General features: G+C 71.9%; 17 protein-coding genes. 4 read left to right on the forward strand and 13 right to left on the reverse strand.

Annotation, left to right across the window (positions count from 1 at the left end):
* Positions 1-8 precede the first annotated feature (8 nt).
* Together ACQP04_RS20830 and ACQP04_RS20835 are read right to left on the reverse strand one after the other, a co-directional pair.
* Positions 9-674 carry a response regulator transcription factor gene (locus tag ACQP04_RS20830; RefSeq protein WP_081924539.1) on the reverse strand — a complete coding sequence of 222 codons (666 nt, stop codon included), beginning with the start codon at positions 672-674 and terminating at the stop codon, positions 9-11.
* A complete protein-coding gene (locus ACQP04_RS20835; RefSeq protein WP_433502232.1) occupies positions 665-1321 on the reverse strand; it encodes a sensor histidine kinase in 657 nt (218 codons plus the stop codon). Before ACQP04_RS20835 ends, ACQP04_RS20830 begins: the two co-directional genes overlap by 10 nt.
* A 207-nt stretch (positions 1322-1528) precedes the next feature.
* Between ACQP04_RS20835 and ACQP04_RS20840 the strand changes: the two genes are divergently transcribed.
* Both ACQP04_RS20840 and ACQP04_RS20845 read left to right on the forward strand, forming a co-directional pair.
* The gene (locus tag ACQP04_RS20840; protein ID WP_433502233.1) at positions 1529-4186 is read left to right on the forward strand and encodes an Hsp70 family protein; all 2658 of its coding nucleotides are present in this window, start codon (positions 1529-1531) and stop codon (positions 4184-4186) included.
* Between the two features lie 505 nt (positions 4187-4691).
* The gene (locus ACQP04_RS20845; RefSeq protein ID WP_433502234.1) at positions 4692-4946 is read left to right on the forward strand and encodes a hypothetical protein; all 255 of its coding nucleotides are present in this window, start codon (positions 4692-4694) and stop codon (positions 4944-4946) included.
* On the opposite strand, the gene ACQP04_RS20850 is transcribed toward ACQP04_RS20845, so the two are convergent.
* The 6 genes from ACQP04_RS20850 to ACQP04_RS20875 form a co-directional block, all read right to left on the reverse strand.
* The gene (locus ACQP04_RS20850) at positions 4912-5742 is read right to left on the reverse strand and encodes a hypothetical protein (protein ID WP_433502235.1); all 831 of its coding nucleotides are present in this window, start codon (positions 5740-5742) and stop codon (positions 4912-4914) included. The genes ACQP04_RS20845 and ACQP04_RS20850 overlap by 35 nt on opposite strands.
* A gap of 298 nt (positions 5743-6040) precedes the next feature.
* Entirely contained in the window at positions 6041-7210 is a 1170-nt protein-coding gene (locus ACQP04_RS20855; RefSeq protein WP_433502236.1) for an ROK family protein, read from the reverse strand.
* The gene (locus ACQP04_RS20860; protein ID WP_433502237.1) at positions 7207-8649 is read right to left on the reverse strand and encodes a sugar ABC transporter permease; all 1443 of its coding nucleotides are present in this window, start codon (positions 8647-8649) and stop codon (positions 7207-7209) included. Before ACQP04_RS20860 ends, ACQP04_RS20855 begins: the two co-directional genes overlap by 4 nt.
* Positions 8646-9422 (reverse strand): ATP-binding cassette domain-containing protein, encoded by a 777-nt coding sequence (locus ACQP04_RS20865; protein WP_037050370.1) that lies wholly within the window; start codon positions 9420-9422, stop codon positions 8646-8648. Before ACQP04_RS20865 ends, ACQP04_RS20860 begins: the two co-directional genes overlap by 4 nt.
* Positions 9423-9486: 64 nt before the next feature.
* Entirely contained in the window at positions 9487-10632 is a 1146-nt protein-coding gene (locus ACQP04_RS20870; RefSeq protein WP_433502238.1) for a sugar ABC transporter substrate-binding protein, read from the reverse strand.
* A 494-nt stretch (positions 10633-11126) separates the two neighbouring features.
* Entirely contained in the window at positions 11127-12020 is an 894-nt protein-coding gene (locus ACQP04_RS20875) for an EamA family transporter (protein ID WP_433508408.1), read from the reverse strand.
* 313 nt (positions 12021-12333) lie between these two features.
* On the opposite strand from ACQP04_RS20875, the gene ACQP04_RS20880 reads away from it, so the two are divergent.
* Complete coding sequence (locus ACQP04_RS20880; protein ID WP_037050289.1) at positions 12334-12522, forward strand: DUF7455 domain-containing protein; 189 nt, start codon at positions 12334-12336, stop codon at positions 12520-12522.
* Between the two features lie 114 nt (positions 12523-12636).
* Here ACQP04_RS20880 and ACQP04_RS20885 read toward each other — a convergent pair whose 3' ends face one another.
* Complete coding sequence (locus tag ACQP04_RS20885; RefSeq protein WP_433502239.1) at positions 12637-14379, reverse strand: DEAD/DEAH box helicase; 1743 nt, start codon at positions 14377-14379, stop codon at positions 12637-12639.
* A 262-nt stretch (positions 14380-14641) separates the two neighbouring features.
* Here ACQP04_RS20885 and ACQP04_RS20890 point away from each other — a divergent pair, with 262 nt between their 5' ends.
* Positions 14642-16318 (forward strand): alpha/beta fold hydrolase, encoded by a 1677-nt coding sequence (locus ACQP04_RS20890; protein WP_433502240.1) that lies wholly within the window; start codon positions 14642-14644, stop codon positions 16316-16318.
* Positions 16319-16435: 117 nt separating this feature from the next.
* On the opposite strand, the gene ACQP04_RS20895 is transcribed toward ACQP04_RS20890, so the two are convergent.
* The 4 genes from ACQP04_RS20895 to ACQP04_RS20910 form a co-directional block, all read right to left on the reverse strand.
* Positions 16436-18586 carry a peptidase domain-containing ABC transporter gene (locus tag ACQP04_RS20895; RefSeq protein WP_433502241.1) on the reverse strand — a complete coding sequence of 717 codons (2151 nt, stop codon included), beginning with the start codon at positions 18584-18586 and terminating at the stop codon, positions 16436-16438.
* 35 nt (positions 18587-18621) lie between these two features.
* Complete coding sequence (locus tag ACQP04_RS20900; protein ID WP_433502242.1) at positions 18622-19182, reverse strand: hypothetical protein; 561 nt, start codon at positions 19180-19182, stop codon at positions 18622-18624.
* 32 nt (positions 19183-19214) lie between these two features.
* On the reverse strand, positions 19215-22448 hold the full coding sequence (locus ACQP04_RS20905; protein ID WP_433502243.1) for a type 2 lanthipeptide synthetase LanM family protein: 3234 nt from the start codon (positions 22446-22448) through the stop codon (positions 19215-19217).
* A 250-nt stretch (positions 22449-22698) separates the two neighbouring features.
* On the reverse strand, positions 22699-22926 hold the full coding sequence (locus ACQP04_RS20910; RefSeq protein ID WP_433502244.1) for a mersacidin/lichenicidin family type 2 lantibiotic: 228 nt from the start codon (positions 22924-22926) through the stop codon (positions 22699-22701).
* Positions 22927-23944 lie beyond the last annotated feature (1018 nt).

The following is a 23944-nucleotide window of genomic DNA, read 5'->3' on the forward strand; positions in this document are numbered from 1 at the left end:
TCCGGCCGTCAGTCGCCGTCCCGCTGCGAGCGGAGGTAGGTGAGCACCGCGAGGACCCGGCGATGGCTCTCGGTCTCGTCGGTGTGCAGGCCGAGCTTGGCGAAGATGCTGGCGATGTGCTTCTCCACGGCCTTCGGCGTGACGTACAGCTGGCCCGCGATGCCGCCGTTCGACCGCCCCTCGGCCATCAGCTTGAGCACGTCGAGCTCGCGCTCCGACAGCGACGCGACCTCGTTCTTCTTCTCCCCGCGAGGCCGCTCGACCAGCCGCTTCGCCAGCACGGGCTCGATCACGATCTCACCGTCGGCGATGCGGGTCAGGGTGTCGGTGAGCACCTCGACGCTGCCGACCTTCTCCTTGAGCCGGTAGCCGATCGCGTCCGTCCCGATGTCGAGGATCTTCATCAGGTAGTGCGACTCGGCGTAGTGCGAGAGGAACAGCAGCCCCATGTTCGGCCACTTCTCGCGGATCCGCTCCGCGGTGACCAGCCCGCCGTCGGGCTCCGGGGGCATCCGGATGTCGAGGACGGCGACGTCGCACGGGGTGCCGGCCAGGAGGGCCAGCAGCTCGTCGCCGCCCGCGGCCACGGCCACGACCTCGTGGCCCGCGGCCTGCAGGAGCATCAGCAGCCCCTCGCGGAACAGGGCGCCGTCCTCGGCCAGTGCTACTCGCATGGGATCCTCGCAACGATCGTGCCGGTACCGACGGTCTCGTCCGGCGGGGTGGAAACGTCACACACCGCACCCCCGAGCGGGCGGGCGCGGTCCAGCAGCAGCTCCCCCAGCCCCGGCCACCCGCCGGTCACCGTGACCACGAGCTCCGCCGCCGAGCCCGCGATCGTGACCTCGCGGTGCGACACCGGATCGGCGGCCAGCGCGTCGGCCAGGGCGAAGTAGACGGCGCCCTCGGCGGCCGGGCCGAACCGCCGGCCGTCGTCGCGCACCCGCAGCGGCGCGTCGAGCCGTTCGGCGAGCTCGCGCAGCGCCGGGCCGAGGCCCGCCTCGTCGAGCAGCGGCGGGTAGATCTGGCCGGCGACGTCCCGCAGTTCCTGCAGCACCGCGTGCAGCTCGTCCTGCAGGGTGCCGATGGCGGCGCGCAGCTCGTGCTCGGCCTCCGGGACGCGGTGCCGGAACAAACCCAGCTGCAGGACCAGGGCGGACGCCCGCAGGGCGGCCCCGTCGTGCAGCTGGCGCTCCAGCCGGCGCCGGCCCTGCCACTGGTCGCGCTCGCGCCTGCGACGCGCCTCCGCGACGGCGGACGCGCTCGGGACGGCCGTCGGGGCGGCCGGCACGTCCCCCGTCGGCGCGGGCTCCAGCCTCATCGCTGCATCGTCCCGCCGCCGGGGGGTCACCGGAAGGGGGTCGGCCCCCCGACGGGGTAGGGACTGCCCCCCGCTCACGCACTTTGAGGTGTGACGGTAATGACAGCGTGACCTGGGACGAGTATCACCTGAGGGCAACGTGCGCTCGTACGGTCGGCAATGCTAGTGCGCGGGTCCGGCGGTCCCGCGCCTCCGGAAGGTGGCGGAGTGTCCTACAGCCTGGGTGTGGACCTGGGGACGACGTTCGTGGCCGCGGCGGTCGCGAACGCCTCCCGGGTGGAGATGTTCACCCTCGGCGACCGCAGTGTGGTGACACCGGCCGTCGTCTACCTGCGGGAGGACGGCACGGTCGTCACCGGCGACGCGGCCGGGCGGCGGGCGGTGAGCAACCCCGACCGGGTCGGCCGGGAGTTCAAGCGCCGCCTCGGCGACCCCACGCCGGTGATGCTCGGCGGGGCCCCGCACGCGGTCACCGCCCTGCTCGCGAGCCTGTTGTCCGACGTCGTGGCCCGGGTCTCGGCGACCCAGGGCACCGCCCCGGACTCGATGGTGCTGACCCACCCGGCCAACTGGGGCCCGTTCCGGCGCGAGCTGTTCGACGAGGTCCCGCAGCTGGCCGGGGTGGCCATGCCGCGGATGGTGACCGAGCCCGAGGCGGCCGCGGCGCACTACGCGGCCTCGCGCCGGCTGGAGAACGGCGAGATCGTCGCGGTCTACGACCTCGGCGGCGGCACCTTCGACGCCACCGTGCTGCGCAAGCGCTCCGAGGGCATCGAGATCCTCGGCTCGCCGGAGGGCATCGAACGCCTCGGCGGGGTCGACTTCGACGAGGCGATCCTGGCGCATGTCAACTACGCCGCGGGTGGGGCGCTGTCCGAGCTGGACATGAGCGACCCGCAGACCACGGTCGCGCTGGCCCGGCTGCGCCAGGACTGCGTGCTGGCCAAGGAGGCGCTGTCGATCGACACCGAGACCACCATCCCGGTGTTCCTGCCCCACCGGCACTTCGACGTGCGGCTGACCCGCGCCGAGTTCGAGGACATGATCCGGGCACCGATCGAGTCGACGATCGGGGCGCTCAACCGCACCCTGCGCTCGGCGGAGGTCACCCCGGACGAGCTCAGCGCGGTGCTGCTGGTCGGCGGGTCCTCGCGGATCCCGCTGGTCGCGCGGATGGTGTCCGAGGAGCTCGGCCGCCCCACGGTCGTCGACGCCCACCCCAAGTACGCGGTCGCGCTCGGCGCGGCCGCGCTCGCCGGTGGACCCGGTGCGGTCGCGGGCTCGGACGGGCCCGCGGCGCCGGCCGCCCCGCCGCCCACCACGGCCTTCCCGGCCGTCGCGCTGGGTGCGGCGGGTGGCGCCGCTGCCGGTGCGGCCGTGGCGTCCGTGCCCGAGACCCCGGCGCCGTTCTCCCTGCCGTCGGGCACCGGGCTGCCGAGCTTCGGCCCGCCGACGGGCACGCCCTCCGGCCCTCCGACCCCGACCCCGGCCCCGGCCGCCATGGCGGCACCTCCCGTCGCGGCCGCTGCACCTCCGGCCCCGCCCCCGCCGACGCAGCGGGTCGCCCCGCCCGCGCCGCAGCCGTCCGGCCCGTTGCCGTACGGCGGCGGCCCCGGTGGACCCGGCGGTCCGGGTGGTCCCGGCGGCCCGGGTGGCGGCGGGGGCAGCGGCGGCGGTGGTGGCGGCTTCGGGGGCGGGACCCCCGGTGGCGGCGCACCGCCCCCCGGCCCGCCCGAACCCTCGGAGCCGTCCGGCGGCGGACGCAAGGCCCTGATCGTCGGGCTCGTCGTCGTGCTCCTGCTGGCCGCCGTGGGTGGTGTGGGCTGGTTCGCCGCGAACCAGTTCGGGCTGCTCGGGGGCGGCACCAGCAACACCGGCACGTCGGTCGCCGGCGGCGGGTCGAACGAGGAGATCCCGCCGGCCGCGGACCAGACCCAGCCCGAGATCGCCACCAGCGTGCCGATCCCGTCGCTGGGCTCCGCGATCCCGGTCGGCAAGACCCCCGGCTACATCGCGCTGTCGCCCAACGGCCGGCTGGCCTACATCGCCAACCGCAACGCCGGCGTCGTCACGGTCATGGACACCTCGGTCGACAAGGTCATCGCGACGATCCCGGTGCAGGCCGGCCCGCCGCAGTACCTGGCCTTCGCGCCCGACGGCAAGCGCGTCTACGTCTCGATCTTCAACGACCAGAAGACGGTCAACGTCGTCGGCGTGCTCGACACGACCAGCAACTCGATCACCTCGACGATCCCGGTCGGCACCCGGCCGTTCGCCCTCGCCGTCACGCCCGACGGGTCGAAGCTCTACGTGCCCAACCACGACTCGGGCACGGTCAGCGTGATCGACACGGCGACCAGCACGCTCGTGCACGACATCAAGGTCGCGCCGAACCCGCACTGGGTCGCCTTCTCGCCCGACGGCACCAAGGCGTACACGGCCAACCACGAGTCCGGCGTCGTGTCGATCATCAACACGGCCGACGACACGGTGCTCGGCGAGGTCAAGGTGCAGGTCAGCCCGCACAGCCTCGAGGTCGCGCCGGACAACTCCGTGGTCGCCAACGTCAACTACGACAGCGACTCGGTCACGGCCATCGACACCAACACCGACCAGGTCGTCGCGACGGTGCCGGTGGGCAAGAAGCCGCAGGACATCGCGTGGGCGCCGGACGGCCGGTTCGTCTACGTCACCGCGGTGGAGGGCGACAACCTCACGGTGATCAACACCGCGACCTGGACGGTCACCGCCACCCTGCCCACGGGCGACGCCCCGACCAGCCTGGCCGTCACGCCGGACGGGAAGAAGGCGTACGTCACCAACCTCAACAGCGGCACCCTCACCGAGGTCAACCTCACCGGCTGAGCCCGCCGGTCCGCGCACCACGCCGACTCCCGACTCGCACACTCCCGCGAGTCGGGAGTTCACGCACCGCGAGTTGGGGCTTCCAGCACCGCGAGTCGGGACTTCCGGCACCGCGAGTCGGGACTTCCAGCACCGCGAGTCGGGACTTCAGCACCGCGAGTCGGCAGTTTCGGGGCACCGAGTTACCCGGTCCGTCGACTCCCGCGAGCCGTGCTCCGCCCTCCCCCGAGTCGCCGCCCCACTCCCGCTCGGACATGCCGGAGGAATGCGGTACCGCTGGTCGGACGGTTTCGCCGAACAGATGCGCTGATCCGTGTTCGGCCGGGCTGCGGGTACCGCTGCACCGGATCTGGTGCTCGGGGGTCAACCCCACCCCGGTCGGCGGGTCGGCCCCGGTAGGAGTGGGGCCAGCGTCATCGTCCTGGGTCCGGCCCGGCGGGATGCTTCTTCTCGTTCGACACCGACACCGGGAGGGCCCCGGCGCCAGGACGGAAGGAGAAGCACGATGTCCGCACAGACCGCTCAGCTCACCCTCGTCACCGGCACCGGCATCCCGGCGCTCACCCACCGCGACCGCGCCGTCCTGCGCGCCGTCGAGGCCGGCCGCGTCCGACTGTCCGGTGGGTCCGCCCTCGTCGTCGACGGGATGTTCCTCGCCGACCCGCTCGCCGCCCCGCGGCTCACCGACGCCGGCCTGATCGCCGACGCCGACGGATCCGTCGCCCTCACCGACTCCGGTCGCGCTCTCCTCGTGGCGTGACCTCCCGCGCACCCCCGGCCCCGGACGGAGCCGGGTGTGTCGCTCCCGAGGAGACCGGAACGTCCGGCGCCGGCCGTTCCTCCGCCGTCCCGCCCCCGCTCTCCCGATGCGCGGCGAACCTGGCGGCCTGCCACTTCCCCAGCTCGCGGATCCCCAGCGCCACCAGCGCGGCCAGCGCGACCCCGACCCCGACCGTCCACGCGGCGTTCGCTCCCGGCGACGGCGTCGCGGGCAGACCGGCCGCGACGTCCCGCGCCGCCTGATCGTGGTCGTGGTGCCCGCCGACCGGAACCGCCGGCCGCGGCGCCCCGTACGGCAGCTCGAGGGCCGTGTGCGACGGCGCAGGCCGGCCGGGCACCACCAGGTCCGACCATTCGACGACGGCACCGGACCGGCTCGTCTGGGTCGCCCGGAACCGCACGGGCCCGGCGCCGTCGGGCATCCGGCCCACCCGCAGCACCAGGTCCACGGGCTCGGACCCGACCGGCCCGCCCGTCCACTCGATCCCGGTCGCGGTGGTCGTGCCCTGCCACCCCACCGGCGACGACGGCTGCGGGTCCACGAGCGGGCGCCCGGTCGGCAGATCCACCCGGAGCGCGAGGACGGGGTCGGCCGGATCGTCGTTGGTCACCCGGAACGTCACGGCGACGTCCCGCGCGCCGGCCTCGGTGTGGTCGGGCGAGAGCGTGACGTCCGCGGCCGCGGCACCGGCGAAGACCGTGCCGAGCCCGACGAGCGTCAGGAGCATCAGCAGGGCGCACCGGACCGGGACGGCGGCTCTGCCGAACCCGCGCATGCCCGCCTCCTCGCGCCCGCTCCCGACCGGGAACTCGACCCAGATCGTTGGGCGTTACCGCGCCTCGCACGTCGGGACCGACGGTGAAGGTTCCGCACGCCCCGGTCAACCTCCCGCGAGTCGGCACTTCACGGTGACCGAACCCACATCCCGGGAGACGACGGACACGGGCAACTCGGTCGCCCGAAACCGCCGACTCGCGCTGCCGGAACTCGCGACTCGCGCTGCCGGAACTCCCGACTCGCGGTGCTGGAGTCCCGACTCGCGGTGCTGGAGTCCCGACTCGCGGGATGTGCTGCTACACCGCGCCGAGGACGGGTTCGAAGGCGAGTTCGGCGGCGCCGACCAGCTTCCCGTCCCGCCCCAGCGGCGAGACGGCGATGCGGGTGCGGCCCGCGGCGCGGCTGACGAGGCTGCGGCGGTGCAGCTCGTCGCGGATGCGGTCGACGAGCCGGGTGGGGAGGGCGGCGAAGAGGTCACCCAGCACCACGAGCTCCGGCGCGAGCATGTTCACCGCCGTGACCAGCCCCGTGACCAGCCACTCCCCCACCTCGGACAGCAGGTCGAGCCGACCGGGACGGGCCTCGAGGTCCCGCAGCTCCGCCACCAGCACCCCGCGGGGCGTGTCCTCAGGCAGCCCGAGCGCTCGGCACAGCGCCGGCTCGCCGACCTCGGTCTCCCAGCAGCCCTGCTCGCCGCAGAAGCACGCCCGCCCACCGGGCCGGACGATCATGTGCCCGATCTCGCCGACGTACCCGCCGGAGCCCCGCAGCGGCACCCCGCCGACGATGACCCCGCCCCCCACGCCGACGTCGGCGGACAGGTACAGCAGGTCGTTGGCGTCCCGCGCCGCCCCGCGGACGTGCTCGGCGAGGGCGCCGAGGTCGCCGTCGTTGCCGACGGTCGTGGGCGACCCGAGCACCGCGCCGAGCCGGCTGCCCAGCGCGACCTCCCTCCAGCCGAGGTTGGGCGCCTCGTGCACCAGGCCGTCCGCCCGCCGGACGACGCCGGGGACCGAGACGCCGACCCCCTGCTCCCGCACGCCCAGCTCGTCGCGCAGCAGCTGGGCCGATTCGGCGATGTGCGTGATGACCTCGCCGGGCAGCCGGGTGGTGCGGTGCAGGTTCCAGCTGTGCCGGCCGAGGATCTGCCCGCCGATCCCGACCATCGCCATGGCGACCTGGTCGACGCGGACGTCGACGGCCAGGACGACCGCCGCCTGCGCCTCGGGCAGGACCAGGAGCGAGGGCCGCCCGGCGCCGGTGCGCTGCGCCGGGACGGCCTCCGTGACGACGCCCGCCTCCGCCAGCCCGTCGACCACCGCCTTGATCGTGCTGCGGTTGAGCCCGAGCTCGCTCGCCAGCGTCGCGCGCGTGCAGGGCCCCTCGACGTGCAGGCGGCGCAGCAGCGCGGTCCGGTTGTGCCGGCGGGCGTCGTCGGGACGGGTGCCGGAGGTCGGGACGGTCACCTTCCGGCGGCCGCCGACTTCCGCCGGGACAGGACGTCGACGCCCGCCGCGAGCAGCAGCACCAGGCCGGTGATGATGAAGACCACCGCGGCCGGCTGCTTGAGCAGGCCCAGCCCGTTCTCGACGGTCGCCAGCACCGCGCCGCCGATGACGGCGTTGGAGACCCGCCCCCGCCCGCCGAACAGCGACGTCCCGCCGATGACGGCCGCGCCGACCGCGAACAGCAGCGTGTTGCCGCCACCGGCTGCCGGCGAGACGGACCCGACCTTCGACGAGTAGACGATCGCGCCGATCGCCGCGAAGGCCGAGCTGATCACGAACACCGCCGCCCGGATCCGGACGACGTCGATGCCCGCCCGGCGGGCCGCCTCCCGGTTGCCGCCGACGGCGTAGACGTGCCGGCCGAACCGCGTGCGGTCGAGCACGTAGGTCCCCAGAACCAGGAGGACCAGGACGATCGGCACGACATAAGGGATACCGGAGATGGCGATGACACCCGGCGACCGGTCCCGGGTGAGCAGGAAGGTGGCCAGGGCCCCGAGGACGACGACGGCCCCGACCTTGATCAGGACCAGGCCGGTCGGCTTCGCCACCAGGCCCTTGTGCAGCCGGTTGCGCTGCTGCAGGAGCATGACCGCCGCGTAGCCGCCGGCCGCTACGACGAACAGCACCCACGAGCCGAGGGTCGACAGGTTGCCGTTGGCCACCGCGTTGATCACCGGGTCCCGCAGGCCGAGGGTGCCGCCGTCGCCGATGAGCTGCAGGATCACGCCCTGCCAGGTGATGAACAGGGCGAGGGTGACGACGAAGCTCGGCATCCCGATGCGGGCGACGAGGAAGCCGGTCAGGCACCCGACGACCACGCCGACGCCCACGGCGAGCAGCATCTCGATCCACGGGTTGGCCGGGACGCCGATCAGCAGGATCACCGCCGTCAGGACGCTCACCACGGCCCCGGCCCACACCCGGACCCAGATCGCCAGCGCCGCCGCGACGAGCATCGCGACGATCAGCACCGCGAAGACGAACCCGCCCATCGCGCCGAGCATGTTCCCGCCGCTCACGAGGTGCAGCGCCATCAGCGCCGCCGCGAGGCCCGACGCCGTGCCCGCGGCGAGGTCGATCTCGCCGGTGAGCAGCACGAACACCAGGCCCATCGCGATGATGGTCCGGCCGGCACCCTGCTGGAGGAGGTTCGCGAGGTTCAGCAGGCTGGGGAAGGTGCCGCCGGAGTCGAGGATCGTGAACAGCACGAACAGCGCGGCGAGACCGAGCAGCGCGGGCAGCGAGCCGAGCTCGCCGTTGCGCAGGCCCTGCAGGTAGCCGCGGATCGCCTCGCCCGTGGTCCGGGCGGTGGTGTCGATGCCGAAGTCGGCCGCCCGGTTCCCGGGGTCGGCCTTCTCGGCCGCCGACTTCTGCTGCTTCTCGGGTGCGGTCACTGCCCGACCACCCCTTCCGGTCGGGCCAGCCCGAGGTCCCCGGACCTGCCTGCGGTGATGAGCTCGACGACCTGCCCGTGGGTGACGTCGCGCGTGGGCACCTCGGCCACCATGCGGCCGAGGTAGAGGGTGGCGATGCGGTCGGCGACCTCGAAGACGTCGGCCATGTTGTGGCTGATCAGGACGACCCCGATGCCCTGCTCGGCGAGCCGGCGGACGAGGTCGAGGACCTGCCGGGTCTGCGCGACGCCGAGCGCGGCGGTGGGCTCGTCGAGCAGCACGACGCGGGAGTCCCAGAGGACGGCCTTGGCGATGGCGACGGTCTGCCGCTGCCCGCCGGAGAGCGACGCCACGGGCGTCCGCACGCTGGTGACGGTGCGGACCGACAGCGAGGCGAGGGTGCGCCGCGCCGCCTGTTCCATGTCGGACTCGTCGAGCAGCCAGGGCCTGCCGCGCTCCCGGCCGAGGAACATGTTCTGGACGATGTCGAGGTTGTCGGCGAGCGCGAGGTCCTGGTAGACGACCTCGATCCCGAGCTTCGACGCGTCGGAGGGGCTGTGCAGCGCGACGGGATCGCCGTCGAAGAGGATCTCGCCGCCGTCGATCGGGTGGATCCCGGCGACGCACTTGACCAACGTCGACTTGCCGGCGCCGTTGTCGCCGACGAGCGCGGTCACCTCGCCGGCGCGCACCGTCAGGTCGACGTCGTGGAGCACCTGCACCGCGCCGAAGCTCTTCGACACGGACCGCAGCTGCAGGATGGGTTCGGACATGCGGACCTCCATGCGAGGGCGCGCGGCCGAGAGGGTCCCCTCCGCGGCCGCGCGCCCGGCTCGGTTACTTGATGCCGGCCGCGTCGCAGGCGGCCTGCGTGGCCTGCACGCAGATCTCGCTCGCCTTGACGTAGCCCGCGTCCGTCACCGTCTTGACGTTGTCCTTGGTGATCAGCTGCGGGGTGAGCAGCACGGACTTGACCTCGCGGTTGCCCTTCGGGTCGTTCACCGTCTGGGTCGCCGTCCGGTCCGCGGTGGCGGTGTCGCCCTTGGCGAGGGCCGCGGCGAGCTTGGCGGTCGCGTCGGCCTCCTCCTGGATCGGCTTGAACACCGTCATGTACTGGTCGCCGCGCAGGATGGCCTGCAGGCCGTCCGCGGTGGCGTCCTGGCCGGTCACGGCCACCTGGCCGTTGAGCCCGTACTTGGTCAGCACGGTGACGATCGCGCCCGCCAGGCCGTCGTTCGCCGCGACCACGCCGTCGACCTTGCCGCCGTTGCCGGTGAGCAGCTGCTCGAAGGTCTGACCGCCGACCTGGTTGTCCCACTTGTCGATGGCCTGGTTGGCCACGAGCTTGAGCCGGCCGTCGTCGTACATCGGCTTCAGCACCGTCTGCTGGCCGTTGTAGAACAGCGTCGCGTTGTTGTCGGTGGGCGCGCCCTCGATCTGGATGACCTGCGCGCCCTGCTTGCCCTGCAGTGCCTGGGCGAGGCCCTGGCCCTGCAGCGCGCCGACCTTCTCGTTGTCGAAGGAGACGTAGTAGTCGCTGGTGCCGCCGAGGTTCAGCCGGTCGTAGTCGATGACCGGGATGCCCTGCGCCTTGGCCTTGGCCGCGACGGCCGAGCCGCCGTCCGAGCTGATCGACGCGATGACCAGCACCTTCACGCCGCTGGAGATCATCCCGTCGGCCAGGGTCGAGAACTTCTGCTCGTCGCCCTGCGCGTTCTGGATGTCCGGGTCGAGCCCGGCGGCGCGCATGGCCTTGTCGAGCATGGGCTTGTCGAAGCCCTCCCAGCGCGCGGACGTGTCCGTCTCCGGGAGGATGACGCCGACCTTGACGCCCCCGCCCGCCGGCGCCGCCGAGGGAGCGGTGCCGCCCGAGGACCCACCGGAGCTGTTCGCCCCGCACGCGGTGAGGGTGAGGACCAGCCCCAGACCCAGCGCCGCGATCATCTTCGGCGCGCCTCGCAGCGCCGACCTGCCTACCCGCATCCGCCCTCCACCTCACTGTGGACCCGGTGTCCTAGGACATCGGGTGAATGTTGTGGGCGACAACGTATGCGGCCGAAGTCTGTGATGCAAAGCATGCTGAATCGGTCAAGGTTCCGCCGGATCGTCACGATTCGGTCTCGTCGAGCGGCGTTTGTTGTCGCGGTCCCGTTTCCGGTCGCGCCGCGTAGCCGAGTTGCTCCACTTCGCGACCGGTAGGAGCCACCCCGCACCGTCCGGCACGACACGAACGACGTTGCGCCGCCCGGGCGCGAGCCGGCGGAGTGAGGTGCCGTCCCGAACGGCCCCGCGGAGCCGGCCCTGGGCCCTCACCGTCCGGCGTGCTCCGTCCGGGCCGGTTCACGCTCCGTGTCTCCCCGGGCGGCGGCACGACGGGGGCCGGGGTGGTCGGCACGGCGGGAGCCGGAGCCACCGGACCGGGCGATCTTCACTCGGGTGCTCCTACACCGCTGACGCTGCGTGACCGAGCGATGCGGTCACTCCACGTGACGACGAGGGGTCTCCCGGGGTGGCTCGAGCACCTCCGGCACGCCGTCCCCGTCCCGTGACCGCAGCGCCACCGCGGCGATCACGGCCGCGATCCCGACCCCCTCGGCGACACCCGGGAGCTGCCCGAGCACCAGGAAGCCGATCACCGTGGCGGTCGCCGGGAGGAGGGCCAGGAGGACCGCGAACCGCCCCTGCCCGACCCGCCGCAGCACCACCTGGTCGAGGCCGTAGGGGATCACGCTGGACAGCACCCCGACGCCGACGGCGAGCAGCACCACCACCGGGTCGGCGAGCGGCGCGAGGCCCGCGGTCCCGCCGAGGAACAGGACCGGGGAGCACAGGACGGCGGCCACGGTGAAGCCGACGGCCATGTCGTCGACCCCGTTCCCGGCCGTCGCGACCCGCTTGCCGAGGAGGATGTACGCCGCCCACATGACGGCCGCCGCGAGCGACCACAGCACCCCCGACGGGCTCCCTGACCAGCGCACATCCGCGATGAGGGCCACTCCGCCCGCGGCCAGCACCACGGCCCCGACGTCCCGCGGGCGGCGGGAGAGCGCCGCCGCCACCGCGACCGGCCCGCAGAACTCCAGCGCCACCGCGGTGCCGAGCGGCAGCCGCGCGATGGCCTCGTAGAAGGCCGCGTTCATGAGCGCCGTGGCCAGCCCGAACGGGACCGACCGCCGCAGCCGCGGGGCCCGCCACGCCGCCCGGCGGGGCCGCCGCCACGCGAGCAGCACCAGGCCCGCACCCAAGATCCGTAACATCGCGACGGCCGCGGGCGACAACCGGTCGAACAGCCCGACCGCGAGGGCCGCCCCGACGTACATCGAGGCACCCCCGACGACGAAGAGCACGGGCGCCGGGACCCGGCGGATCATGCTCGGCGTCACGACCGGCCCCCCGACTGCGCTCCGTAGTCGCCGGGACCCGACTGTTTACATCCCACACCTTGCGGTGTCACACCATGCACCGCATCATTCACTCGTAGTCAACTGAATCCGTGTTCGTCATCGGACCGCCACCGCGTCGACGGTCGCCCGACCCCGAAAGGTCGATCTGTGATTGTCGTCGCGACACGGGACGGGAACACATGCAGGGGTATTTAACGTCTGCAAGAGTGGGCGCACCGCGCGAGCGGTCGTCACAGCAAGCGACATCGGGAGACCGGTGTCGAGACGGAGGGAGACCGCTATGCAGCCTGGAACCCTGACCCGGCCCGAGTTGACCCTCGCCGACCGCTGTGACCGCTGCGGAGCGGCCGCAAAGGTTCGTGCCGTGCTGCCGTCCGGCGGCGAGCTCCTGTTCTGCGGACACCACGCGCGTGCGCACGCCGACAAGCTGCGCGAGCTCGAGGTGGACGTCCAGCAGGGTGCTGAGTAGGCACGAGTGATGGGCGATCGGCGACTCCCCTCGCCGGTCAATGTGAGCGTCGTCGAGAGGGCCGGCACCCGCGGGTGCCGGCCCTCTCGTGTGTCCGGGGACGGGTGACGGCGGTCACCGCCACGACCGGATCGTGGCGATGCGCTCCTCGAGCTGCTCGATCGTCGCCATCGCGGTCGGCGGACCGCCGCAGGCCCGGCGCAGCTCGTTGTGGATCACGCCGTGCGGCTTCTTCGTGCGGTGGTTGTGCAGCGCGACCAGCGTGTTCAGCTCCTTGCGGAGCTTCTGGATCTGCTCCCGCACCGACATCTGCCGCGGCGGCTCCGGCACGGGCGGCGGCGGGGTGGCGCGGGCCGCGGCGCCGGAGCGCGGCGAGCCCCGGTCCACCCAGTCCTGCTGCCGCTGCTGCAGCAGCGTGCGTACCTGGTCGGCGTCGAGCAGCCCGGGCAACCCGATGTACTCCTCCTCGTCGGCGCTGAACGAGGCGCCGTCGAAGATCAGCTGGTCGAGCTCCGCGTCGGCGTGCAGCGCGGTGAAGGACTTCTCGTCCTCCCCCGGCTCGTCCTGCTGCCGGTTCGCGAGGGCGAGCTCCTCGTCGTTCCACTCCTCCTTGGGCCGGTGCGGCTTGCCGAGGACGTGGTCGCGCTGCGCCTCCAGCTCGCTCGCCAGGCCCAGCAGCACCGGGACGGACGGCACGAACACCGACGCCGTCTCGCCCGGCCGCCGCGACCGCACGAACCGGCCGATGGCCTGCGCGAAGTACAGCGGGGTCGAGGCCGAGGTCGCGTAGACGCCCACCGCGAGCCGCGGCACGTCGACGCCCTCGGACACCATCCGGACGGCGACCATCCACCGCTCGTCGGACGTCGAGAAGGACTCGATCCGCTCCGACGAGCCCGCCTCGTCCGACAGGATCAGCGCGGGTGGCCTGCCGGTGACCTGCTGCAACAGGGCGGCGTAGGCGCGCGCGTTGGTCTGGTCGGTGGCGATGACGAGGCCGCCGGCGTCGGGCATCCCACTGTTGCGGTGGGCGTCGAGCCGCTTGTCGGCGGCCGCGAGCACCGCGGGCATCCACTCGCCGCCGGGGTCCAGCGCGGTGCGCCAGGCCATCGCTGTCTGTTCCTTGGTGAGCGGCTCGCCGAGCCGGGCGGTGATCTCCTCGCCCGCGCTCGTCCGCCAGCTCGACGTGCCGGAGTAGGCCAGGAACACCACCGGCCGGACGACGTTGTCCGCCAGCGCGTCGGAGTAGCCGTAGGAGTGGTCGGCGCGGCTGCGCAGCGCGCCCTCGCCGTCCCGGACGTACTCGACGAACGGGATGGGGTTGTCGTCCGACCGGAAGGGCGTCCCGGTCAGCGCCAGCCGCCGCTCGGCCGGCTCGAAGGCCAGCTGGACGCCCTCGCCCCAGGACTTGGCGTCGCCCGCGTGGTGGATCTCGTCGAGGATCACCAGCGTGCGCCGGTTCTCCGTGCGGGCCCGGTGCGTGTTGGGGTGCACGGCCACACCGGCGTAGGTGATCGCGATGCCGTGGTAGTCCCGCGAGGTGCCGGCCGACGCCCGGAACTCGGGGTCCAGCGCGATCCCCACCGCCGCCGCCGACTGCGCCCACTGGTACTTGAGGTGCTCCGTCGGGGTGACGACGGTGACCGCCTCGATCGTGCGGTCCGCCAGCAGCTCGCTCGCCACCCGCAGCGCGAAGGCCGTCTTGCCCGCGCCCGGCGTCGCGACCGTCAGGAAGTCCTGGGGCCGGGCGGCCAGGTACCGGGCGAGCGCCGAGCGCTGCCAGGCACGCAGCGGGCGCGAGCCCGGAGCCGACACCGAGGAGAGTCCCTGAATCGGTACGGATTCCGTTTGCGACACACGTCTCCCTGTCCTGCCGACCTCCCCCCGGAGGGGGTGCTGGGGCCGCCGATCAGCGTATCCGGCGGTCACCGCGGGCGACGCCGTGCCCCGACCCGGGCGCGAACGCGCACGTCACGCGCCGCGGGCTGGCCCGGGGCGCCCGGTCCGGGGTACACCTGCGGGCACGGCGGGCCGGCTGGGAGGATCGGCCGGACGGGCACCGGGGGACGAACCGGCGGGAAGGGGCGCACACGATGACACGTCGCGGCAGGTGCGGGCGATGACCCGGCCGGAGGCCGACGACGCCGCGCTGCCGCTCGACGCCCTGCTCACCGAGGCCGCCCGCGGCCCGCTGGCGCGGTTGCTGCCCGTCGGCCCGGCCGCGCGGCTCGCCGCCGCCGCGCTGCGCTCCCCGGGCGCCACCGCCGGCCGGGCGGCGGGACTGCTCGCCGAGCTCGGCCGCATCGGGCTGGGTGCGCGCCCGGCCGCGGGCCGCACGGACGACCCGCGGCACGCCGACCCCGCCTGGGCGGACGACCCGCTGCTGTCCCGGCTGCTCCAGGCGCACCGGGCCGCCCGCTCCTCCGCGCTGGAGCTCGTCGAGGACCTCGCCGCCGACGCCGCCGACGCCGATCGCCTCCGGGTCGCCGTCGCCCGGCTCGCCGACCTCGTCGCCCCCGGCACCAACCCGCTGCTGCACCCGCGCTGGCTGCGCGACGCCGTCCGTTCCGGCGGCTCGAGCGCCGTCCGGGCGGTGCGCGCCCTCGCGGCCGACCTCGCGGCCCCGCCGCGGCTGCCCGAGGGCGGCGCCCGCCTCGAACCCGGCACCGAGACCGCGACCGCGCCCGGCGCCGTCGTGCTGCGCACCCCGCTCTTCGAGCTGATCCACTACCTGCCCGCCACCGAGCAGGTCGCCGAGGTGCCGGTCCTGGTCGTGCCGGGCGTGGTGAACCGCTTCCACCTCGTCGACCTCGCCCCGGACCGCAGCCTGGTGCGCCGGCTCGTCGCGGCCGGTCAGCAGGTGTTCGCGCTGTCCTGGCGCGATCCCGGCCCGGAGGACGCAGGGCTGGGGCTCGACGCCTACGCCGAGGCCGTCGTCGAGGCCCTGGCGGCGTGCGAGCGGATCTGCCGGGTGGACCGGACCACCCTGTTCGGCGTCTCCACCGGGGGGTTGCTGGCCGCGGCCGTCACCGCGCGCCTGGAGCGCCAGGAACGGGTCGCGGCGCTCGTGCTGGCCGGCACGACGCTCGACCGCGAGCGCTCGCGCACCGGCCCCTCCGCCGCGCCGGTCGACGACGCCGAGGTGCGCGCCGCCATCACTTCGATCGGCCGGGCGGGCCTGCTCGACGGGCGCCGGCTCGCCGAGATCCACGCCCTGCTCTGCCCGGAGGCGCTGGTCTGGCCGGCCTGGGAGCGCCGCTACCTTGCCGGCGCCGACGAGGGCGACATCCGGCCCGACCCGCTGCGCGCCTGGAACCTCGACGCACTGCACGTGCCCGCCGCGCTGTTCCGCGACCTCGCCGGGCTGGCCCTCTCGGGCGCGCTGACCCGGCCCGGGGCCGCGCACGTCCTCGGCGGCCCCGTCGACCTCACCGCGGTCGACCGGGACGTCTACCTGCTCGCGGGCGTCGCCGACCGGGTGGGGAGCTGGCAGGCCGTCTACCGGACCTCGCAGGTGCTGGGCGGCAAGTGCCGGTTCGTGGCCGTCCCCGGCAGCACGGCGGCCGCGGTGGGGTACGGCACGAACGCGCACCGGGTCGCCGCGGGTGCGGTGTCGGCGGGCAACCCGGCCGACGCCGAGCGGTGGCGGGCGGCCTCGCACGTCGAGCAGGGCTCGTGGTGGGAGGACCTGGTCACCTGGCTGGGCGAGCGGTCGGGCACGGTGGTCGACGCACCGCCGGAGCTGGGCGGACGCGGGCTGCACCCGATCCACCCGGCCCCCGGCACGTACCTCTGAGGCGTCTCCAGGTGTAGTGCCTCGGGACCACGTCGACGGTCAGACGACGAGTCGGGTTGCCGTTGCTGTCAGGCTTCGTGCGGCCGGCGCGCGCCGTCACCACCTTCGCTTCTCGAGCTAGTCTCCCGCCTGGGCATGCGCCGAGGCGACATGGTCGCCCGGGTCCAGTTGTCGGCGCACCAGCGTGGCGTAGTGCCCATCCGAGCGGAGGAGTTCGGCGTGTCCGCCGCGCTCGACGATCTTCCCTTGATCGAGCACGAGAATGGTGTCGGCGTCGCGGACGGTGCTCAAGCGGTGCGCGATGATAATCTGGGTGCAGGCCAACGCGTGCAGGTTCCTGGTGACCTGTTGCTCGGTCTCGACGTCGAGGTGGCTGGTCGCCTCGTCCAGGAGCAGGATCTTGGGCTGGTGGGCGACGGCGCGGGCGATGGCGAGTCGCTGGCGTTGTCCGCCGGACAGGGCGCTTCCGCCCTCCGACACGAAGGTGTCGTATCGCATCGGCATGGCCATGATGTCGTCGTGGATGGCGGCGATCCGGGCGGCCTCCATCGCGCGTTCCCTGCCCATGAGGGGATCGCTGAGCAGGATGTTGGACAGGACGGAACCGCTGAACAGGACGCTCTCCTGCAGGACGACGCCGAATCGGCGTCTCAGCTCCTGCCAGTTCAGCTGGTCCAGGTCGAGGCCGTCGTAGCAGATGCGTCCCTCGGTGGGGAGGTAGAGCCCGAGCAGGAGCTTGCCGAGGGTGCTCTTGCCGGACCCTGAGGGCCCCACGATCGCGATCCGCTGTCCGGGGTCGACGGACAGATCCAGCTCGCGAAGTACGTCGGGAGCGGTCTGGGCGTACCGGAAGCTGACACCGTGGATCCGGATGTTCCCGGACAGCGGCGGTGCCGGCTCCAGGGCCTGTCCGTGCTGTTCCGGCTCGGCCTTGGTGACGTCGCTGATGCGATCGAGGTTGGCGCCGACCAGCTGGAACTGCTGTCCGCTGCGTACGAGGGAGGTCAGCGGCGCGAAGAAGGCTGCGGCGAGCGCGAGGAACGCGACCATGGTGCCCACGGTGAGGGACCCGTTCAGTACCTGGGTGGCGCCGACCCAGAGCAGGGCCAGCTGCCCGAACGACGGGAGCGTCGTGAGTACCGCCGCGAGTGTCCCGGAGACGTAGCCGTAGCGCAGCGAGATGTTGAGGTGGTCGAAGAAGGTGTTCGACCAGCGCTCCAGGGCTCGCTGTTCGGCGCCGGAGGCCTTGAGGGTCGCGATGCCGACCAGTGACTCGGCCAGGGCCCCTTGCGACTTGCCGAACGCCGCCAGTTCTCGGCTCGCCAGCCGGCGCACGGCGCCGTTGCTGAGGATGAGGATCAGTACCTCGAGCAGGCCGATGGCGAGGGTGAGCAGGCCGAACGGTGGTGACTGGGTGATCAGGATGATGAGGTAGAACGCGACGAGACTGCTGTCCATGACGGTGGACAGGAGCTGGTTGCTGAGCAGCTCGCGCAGGACGGCGTTGCTGCCCACCCTCGCGAGCAGGTCGCCGGTGGAGCGTTGTTGGAAGTAGCGGTAGGGCAGGCCGAGGAGATGCTCGACGAAGCCGAGCGTCATCTGGATGTCGATGCGTGCCCGCAGGTAGACGAGTAGCCATTCCCTGAGCAGGGTGGTGACGATCTGGGACAGGGCGAGCGCGACGATGCCGATCGCCAGGACGGGCAGCAGGTCCTGCATCCGGAAGGGCAGGACCTGGTCCACGACCACTTTGGTGAGGGCCGGCAGGGCCAACCCCGCGACGAGCAGGAGCAGCGAGAGAGCGAGGATCTGCAGGAACGTCCCCGGCGACTGCCGGATGTACTGCAGGACGTAGGTCCGGAACGCGGTCCGGGAGGGCGCCGGTCGCCGGGCGAAGGCCGTGCCGGGCTCGAGGAGGAGAGCCACTCCCGTGAACCCGCGGTCGAACTCGTCCGGGGTCAGCCGCCATCGGCCCCTGGCGGGATCCACCACGTCGACGCGTCGGGCGGACCAGCGTTCCACGACCAGGAAGTGGTCGAACTCCCAGTGGACGATGGCGGGCAGCGGCACGTAGCGGAAGTCGCTGTGGGGCAGTGACACGGCCCTCACGCGCAACCCGTTCGAGCGCGCGGTCCGGACGATGTCGAGTGCGGACAGTCCGTCTCGCCCGACGCCGGAGCGGGTTCGCAGCTCGGAGAGCGAGATCCCGCAACCGTGGTAGTTGAGGATCATGGTCAGGCAGGCGAGCCCGCATTCCACCTCACTCATCTGCCGGACTTCCCGCACCCGCTTCCTCCAGGTGTTCATTCGCCGCCTCCGAATAGTCCGCCCAGAGCCGGAAGGGACGCCAGAAGCGGCTGCGAGCCGGTCTGTACCTGAGCGGTCACATGGCTGCCGGCGTAGGCGTTTGTGGGCAGGTTCTCCTCCAGACGCACGATCACCACCATCGAGGGCTCCGTGACGAGGTCGGAGCTGTTGTCGAGGTGGAAGCGGTCCCGTGCGTGGGCCGGGCCGATCAGGTCGCGCTCGATCGTCGTGACTTCGCCTCGGACGGAGGGGCCGGAAGCGCCGATCCGCCCCTGCGCGATCTGTCCCGGCCGCACTTGGGCGGACTGGTCCGGGGGGAGGAACAGGACGACAACGGACTGGTCGCCTCGCTGCTGGTCCGGCACGAGTCCGGGGCCGGCGGCGTAGGTCGGAACCCGCACCGACCAGGCGAGGACGACGGCGGCCAGCAGCCCCGCCAGCAGAAGCCAGGAGCACAGGACAACCGGCCACGAGGTGACGCGAGGCAGGACGTCGCGGCCGGTTGCCCGCCGGTAGGCCTCGAGCGCGCCCTCGCGGAAGAGGGTCCGGCCGGCCACGTGCTCGCCCCCTTCCCGCGAATTCGTCCTCGTCACCGGGGAGGGGCCAGAAGGAGCGCGGAGGGCACCGTGTCGGGCTCGGCGAGGCGGAGCAGCTGGTAGCCGATCCCGGCCAGCCCGGTCATGAAGCCCGGGGTCTCCACCCCGAGGGGCACCCCGGTCGCGGGACCGTTGGTCTCGATGCTGTCCACGACCACCGCCGTCGCGCGATCCAGAGCCTCCTGGTCCTGGGGGCGGCCCAGCCGCTGGACCACGCTGAGGAGGAGTTCGAGGTTCCCCAGGGCACCGTGGCACAACGAGTGGTTCATCGCGAATCCGTATTCAAGGGTGGCAGCGAGGGCGGAGTCGATCTCGCCGCGTACCGCTTCGTCGTCCAACTCGTCCAGGGCTGCTAATCGTCCCAGCCCTATTCCCGGCGCACCGTGGCACCAGGCCACCATGAACTGGCGTCGGGAAGCGGTCGCCGCGTCGGCCGTCTCGGGCTCCGGTCTGCGCGATGGAAAGACCCGCAGGTCGGCCCAGTTGTGCAGCTCGGGGACATAGAGGCTGCGGTCGAAGTCGAGGGCTTGGAGCGCGCACTTGCGGAAGCGGTCCTCACCGGTGGTGGCGGTGAGCCGCAGCAGGCTCAGCGCAATGCCCGCAGTTCCGTGCGAGAACCCGCCCAACAGGGGTTGGTCCTTGAGCGTGGTCCAGGCCGTTCCCGGACTCGTGGGCTGTGCCGTGGCCAGCAGGCGCTCTCCGCAGTGGATCGCCAGGTCCGAGGTGCGCCGTGAGGGCCGCAGGGCGTGCAGGCTCAGCAGGGACAGCAGGCATCCCGCCGACCCGTAGACGATGTCGAGCGAGGTGTCGGCCGAGATGAGCGCCGGCAGAACCTCCACCAGGTCCTCCGCGTCATCCAGGAGGCTCTGCTCCTGCCAGAGGGCCCCCAGGCTCGACAGGACATACACGAGCGAGCCGAGGCCTTCGTATCCTCCGACCGTGGGCAGGTAGGCGTCGCCGTCCTCCTTGATGCCCGCCTCCCGCCACGCCTGCAGCTGGGCGCGCAGTGCCGCAACTCCCCGGCGGGCCAGCAGGGTGTGCGAGGACTCCCCCGTGATGGCGCCCAGATAGCCGAGGAACAGCGCGATGCCACCGGTCCCGGCGTACAGGTCGTGGCCGGAGGGGTAGACGCCCCAGGTGGTGTCGTCGAGCGGGCCCACGCCCAGCCAGTACGCTCCTGAGTCGTCCTGCAGCGCCAACTCTCCCAGACGCTTCCCGAACCCGTCCGCCAGGGCCACGAGCCTTGCCCGGGGGACGTGCCCGGTCCCGCGAGGGAGCCGGGCCGGTCGGGCGATCGTGTTCTCCCGGTCCATCAGCAGGGTCGCCAGCGACGCCTCCACGACCCACGTCTGCTTGGTTAGATCGGCCTCACCAAGCTGTTCCACACGCCGGCGGGCCGAGTCCAGGCTCGGGGCATCGAGAAAGTCGACGAGGGGCTCTCCCTCGGAGGTGAGGATCGTCGTGCTGTCCGGGAAACCCCGGAAGAGCGGGATGTCGCCGCGCAGCAGGTCTTGTCGCTCCGCGGCGATGATCCTCTTCAGGTAGGGGTGCTGCGGCACTTCTTGCCACAGCCGGTCGAAGAACCGCTCACGCTCGAGCGCGTCGCGCAGCAGATCCGGGTGGAAGCTCTCGTACCACAGCAGGCCGTACACGTTGGTGTTGCGGACCACGACGCGTATCTCGTCGTGGGCGAACCGCGGGAGCCGTTCGGCGAGCAGGGCGTCCTTCTGCCCGCACAGCAGCCGGTACATCCTCGTGAAGCCCGCGACGATGTCGTCCTTGTAGTCCAGGACGTCGACCTCCCGCCCGCGGAGCCGCGGCCGGTTCTCGCTCACCGGCAGCTCGACGTTCCGCCGGACCAACCGCATCTCGTCGGTCCCCGGCTGGTCCCAGCCGACGAGTTGATGAGGGTTCATCTGGCCTTCGTTCCCGCCCAGGCCGCTCATGTCGACCCCGACCGAGTTCTCGTCCGACCACACCCGTCGCGGCAAGAGCCCGACCTGCCAGACCGACTGATCCAGGGCGCTCGCGGCCAGGTTCTCCAGAGTCGGGTCCTTTCCGTGAACGCGAGGGTGGAAGAGCGCCTCCAGGTCGACGAGCATCGGATGCTCCCCGGCCGCGATCAGGTTCTCGTTGTGCAGATCGGCAGCGTCCAACGCGTACAACAGGGCCAGGTAGCCTCCCTGCCGCTGGTAGAAACGAGCAACCTCGTCGCGCGACCCACAGGAGGACGTGGGAACGAATTCCGACCAACCGTAGTCACCCTTGTCCAGCAGCACCAACGGCCGCAGACGAGGCTCGGCTCCGTTGTCGTTCAGCCAGGACAACAATTCCTGAAAATGCACGTCAGCGGCGAGTGGCTTGGGCTTGTAGAGCAATCGTAGGCCAGAACTGAACTTCAGCAGCAGAACGCTGCGACCCTCCCGGTGCCGGTCCCCCTTTCCCGCGTCCACCTCGACGAGCAGTCCCGGATCTCCGCCGTCGGCGAACACGGTACGGATGTCGTTCCAGTCAGCGCAGAGGTTGGCGAATACCTCGCACAAGTAGTCGGCCCATTGCTGCTCAGACGTGACAATCTGACGGGCGAGCACAGGGTACTTGGCCAGGAGCGAAACAAGGCCCTCCTCCTGGTCGAGCCACCGCAGAAAATCCGCGAAACGCGCCTGCGGCGTATCGCCCTCCAGTCGTCCCTCGAGCCGAGCGATGTGAAGCTCGAGAATGAGCGGTTTGCTGACCTGAAAGAGGAGCGTGGGAGCGATGTTGGTCACCACCATCCGCGACAGCCGGTTCCGGTCGACGGGAACTGCGTCATGTTCTTCCGTCAGGGCGCGAACGCGACCCTCGACGGTGGCGACGGCTCGCTCCAGGAGAGGGCCGAGCGCCGGCAGACAGCCGGCAAGCGGGTGATCGGTCTCGACCTCACCGAGAACCGGTACCAGCGCCGCGGTGGGCCGGGGATGCCTGAGGGCGTCCCTCAGCGCTGCCATCCAGGGAGGAGTTCGCGGCGTCCGAGCCTGCAAACTGTCGTCAGACTCCCCGAGGAGAGCAAGAAAGTCCTGCTCCGAGAGATAGTCGGCAGCCAGTCTCTGCGCGAAGAGCGGCGCCTTGGCGAACGGCTTCTGCGTCTTCCACGCCCGCAACCGTCGCTGGGCTTTCTCGACGTCGCCGTCCCCGATGCGAGGAGGAGCGGTCGTGGTCCCCGCCCCCAGTCGCTCCGTCAGGGACAACGCCCGGTACCAGTGCGGCCCCGACCACAGCTCATCACACCTCACGACAGACGGGCCTCCATCCGGGCATTCACCCCTGCTAGCGGAAGACGGAAACAGCCCGCGGGAGACTTGCTCAGGTCTGCAGGTCCACGGGCTCGAAACGAGTGTGGGGCGCCGACGAAGGGCTGCTGGACAGGGTCCAGCAGCCCCCACCGTGCCCTTCACGGGCTACCCCGGAGTCCTCAGCTCCGGCGTTCGCACGTACCGATCAGCAGTTGCCGCAGGGGTTGTTCGAGTTGCCGCGGGTGGCGACACAGGTCTTGGTGTTGCAGCCGACGCTCGCGCCGCTCTGGGCGCCGCCGGTGACCTGGCCCAGTTCGGCGTCCGTCAGCTCGATGCCACCCACCGGGCTGGGCATCGAGGCCAGCTCAGCCTCGCTGAGAGTGCTGCGATACTCCGGGTCCTCCCACGCGCGGATGGTCTTGCGAGTGCTCATCTGCTTTCTCCTTTGCTTGTCCGATCATGGTTGTCACGTTACCGGCCGGACATCATTTTTCGGCCAGCACTCGATCAGATGAGCCAACTTTCATAAGCATCACCTCCTCTATGTCGATGGCCTTCCGACGCCATTGAGCAGAAGGCAGCCGAGGCGCATCCGCTGGCCATCCCGCATGAGATGAACGCAGGGCTGCCCTCCTGCCCAGCCAGGAGGCTCGCTCGGCGACGCGACAAAACGTCCGCCCGACGCTCAGCGCTACGCGCTCAGACTGCGGCCCGCCATGACATCGCGATGCGCGGTTGACCAGCGGTCAAGATTCGCACGAACGGGCCGGCTCGTCAGCCGGCACAAAGGAGGTCATGCTGCCGTCCTCAGTTGTTGCCATGCTGCGATGTGCGTCGGGCGTCGGTGGCCCGCAAAGCCTCCGAGCGCCGGCTGCTTGACGCCATTCCTTGAGGCAGCAAAAACCATCCTCGCGGCCAATGACCATCTCAATAGGCAGATCGGGTGACATCGGGGCAAGTAGGATTTCCAACGATTTTTGCAACACAAGGCTACTGAAGCCAGGCACTCGCTGTCGTGACATAAGCGCACGAACCCGGAATCGGACAACTCTGACCGAACCCGTTCAGCCGCGACGGGTGTGAACGGCACCAGACCGTCTTCTTAGCCCCGTTTGTCGGCTTCGTCCTTCCTGATGATCGAACCCCTCGACTGTCCTTGAGGTGAGTGCCTCATGCTCGCAGTCGCCTCGATCACCAAGAGCGTTATCGCTCGTTACCGGCGAAGCCTGAAAACGGGTGAGGACGCGGGCGGGATCGGTCAGGTTGTCCCCGTCAGGGTCCCCAAGCCGGGGTTGAGCGATCATGTTCAATTGGTCGGTCGTGGCAGCGACCGACACGGTGTGGGTCGCACCGAGCGGCCTCTGCCGGCGGTGCGCTGACTCAGAAGCCGGCCCTCGGCCGGACCTCTGAGGTGAGGCGCTCGACTGCCTGAAGGCGCAATCACCCGCCGA

The organism is Pseudonocardia halophobica (assembly GCF_050948485.1).
Classification (GTDB): Bacteria; Actinomycetota; Actinomycetes; order Mycobacteriales; family Pseudonocardiaceae; genus Pseudonocardia; species Pseudonocardia halophobica.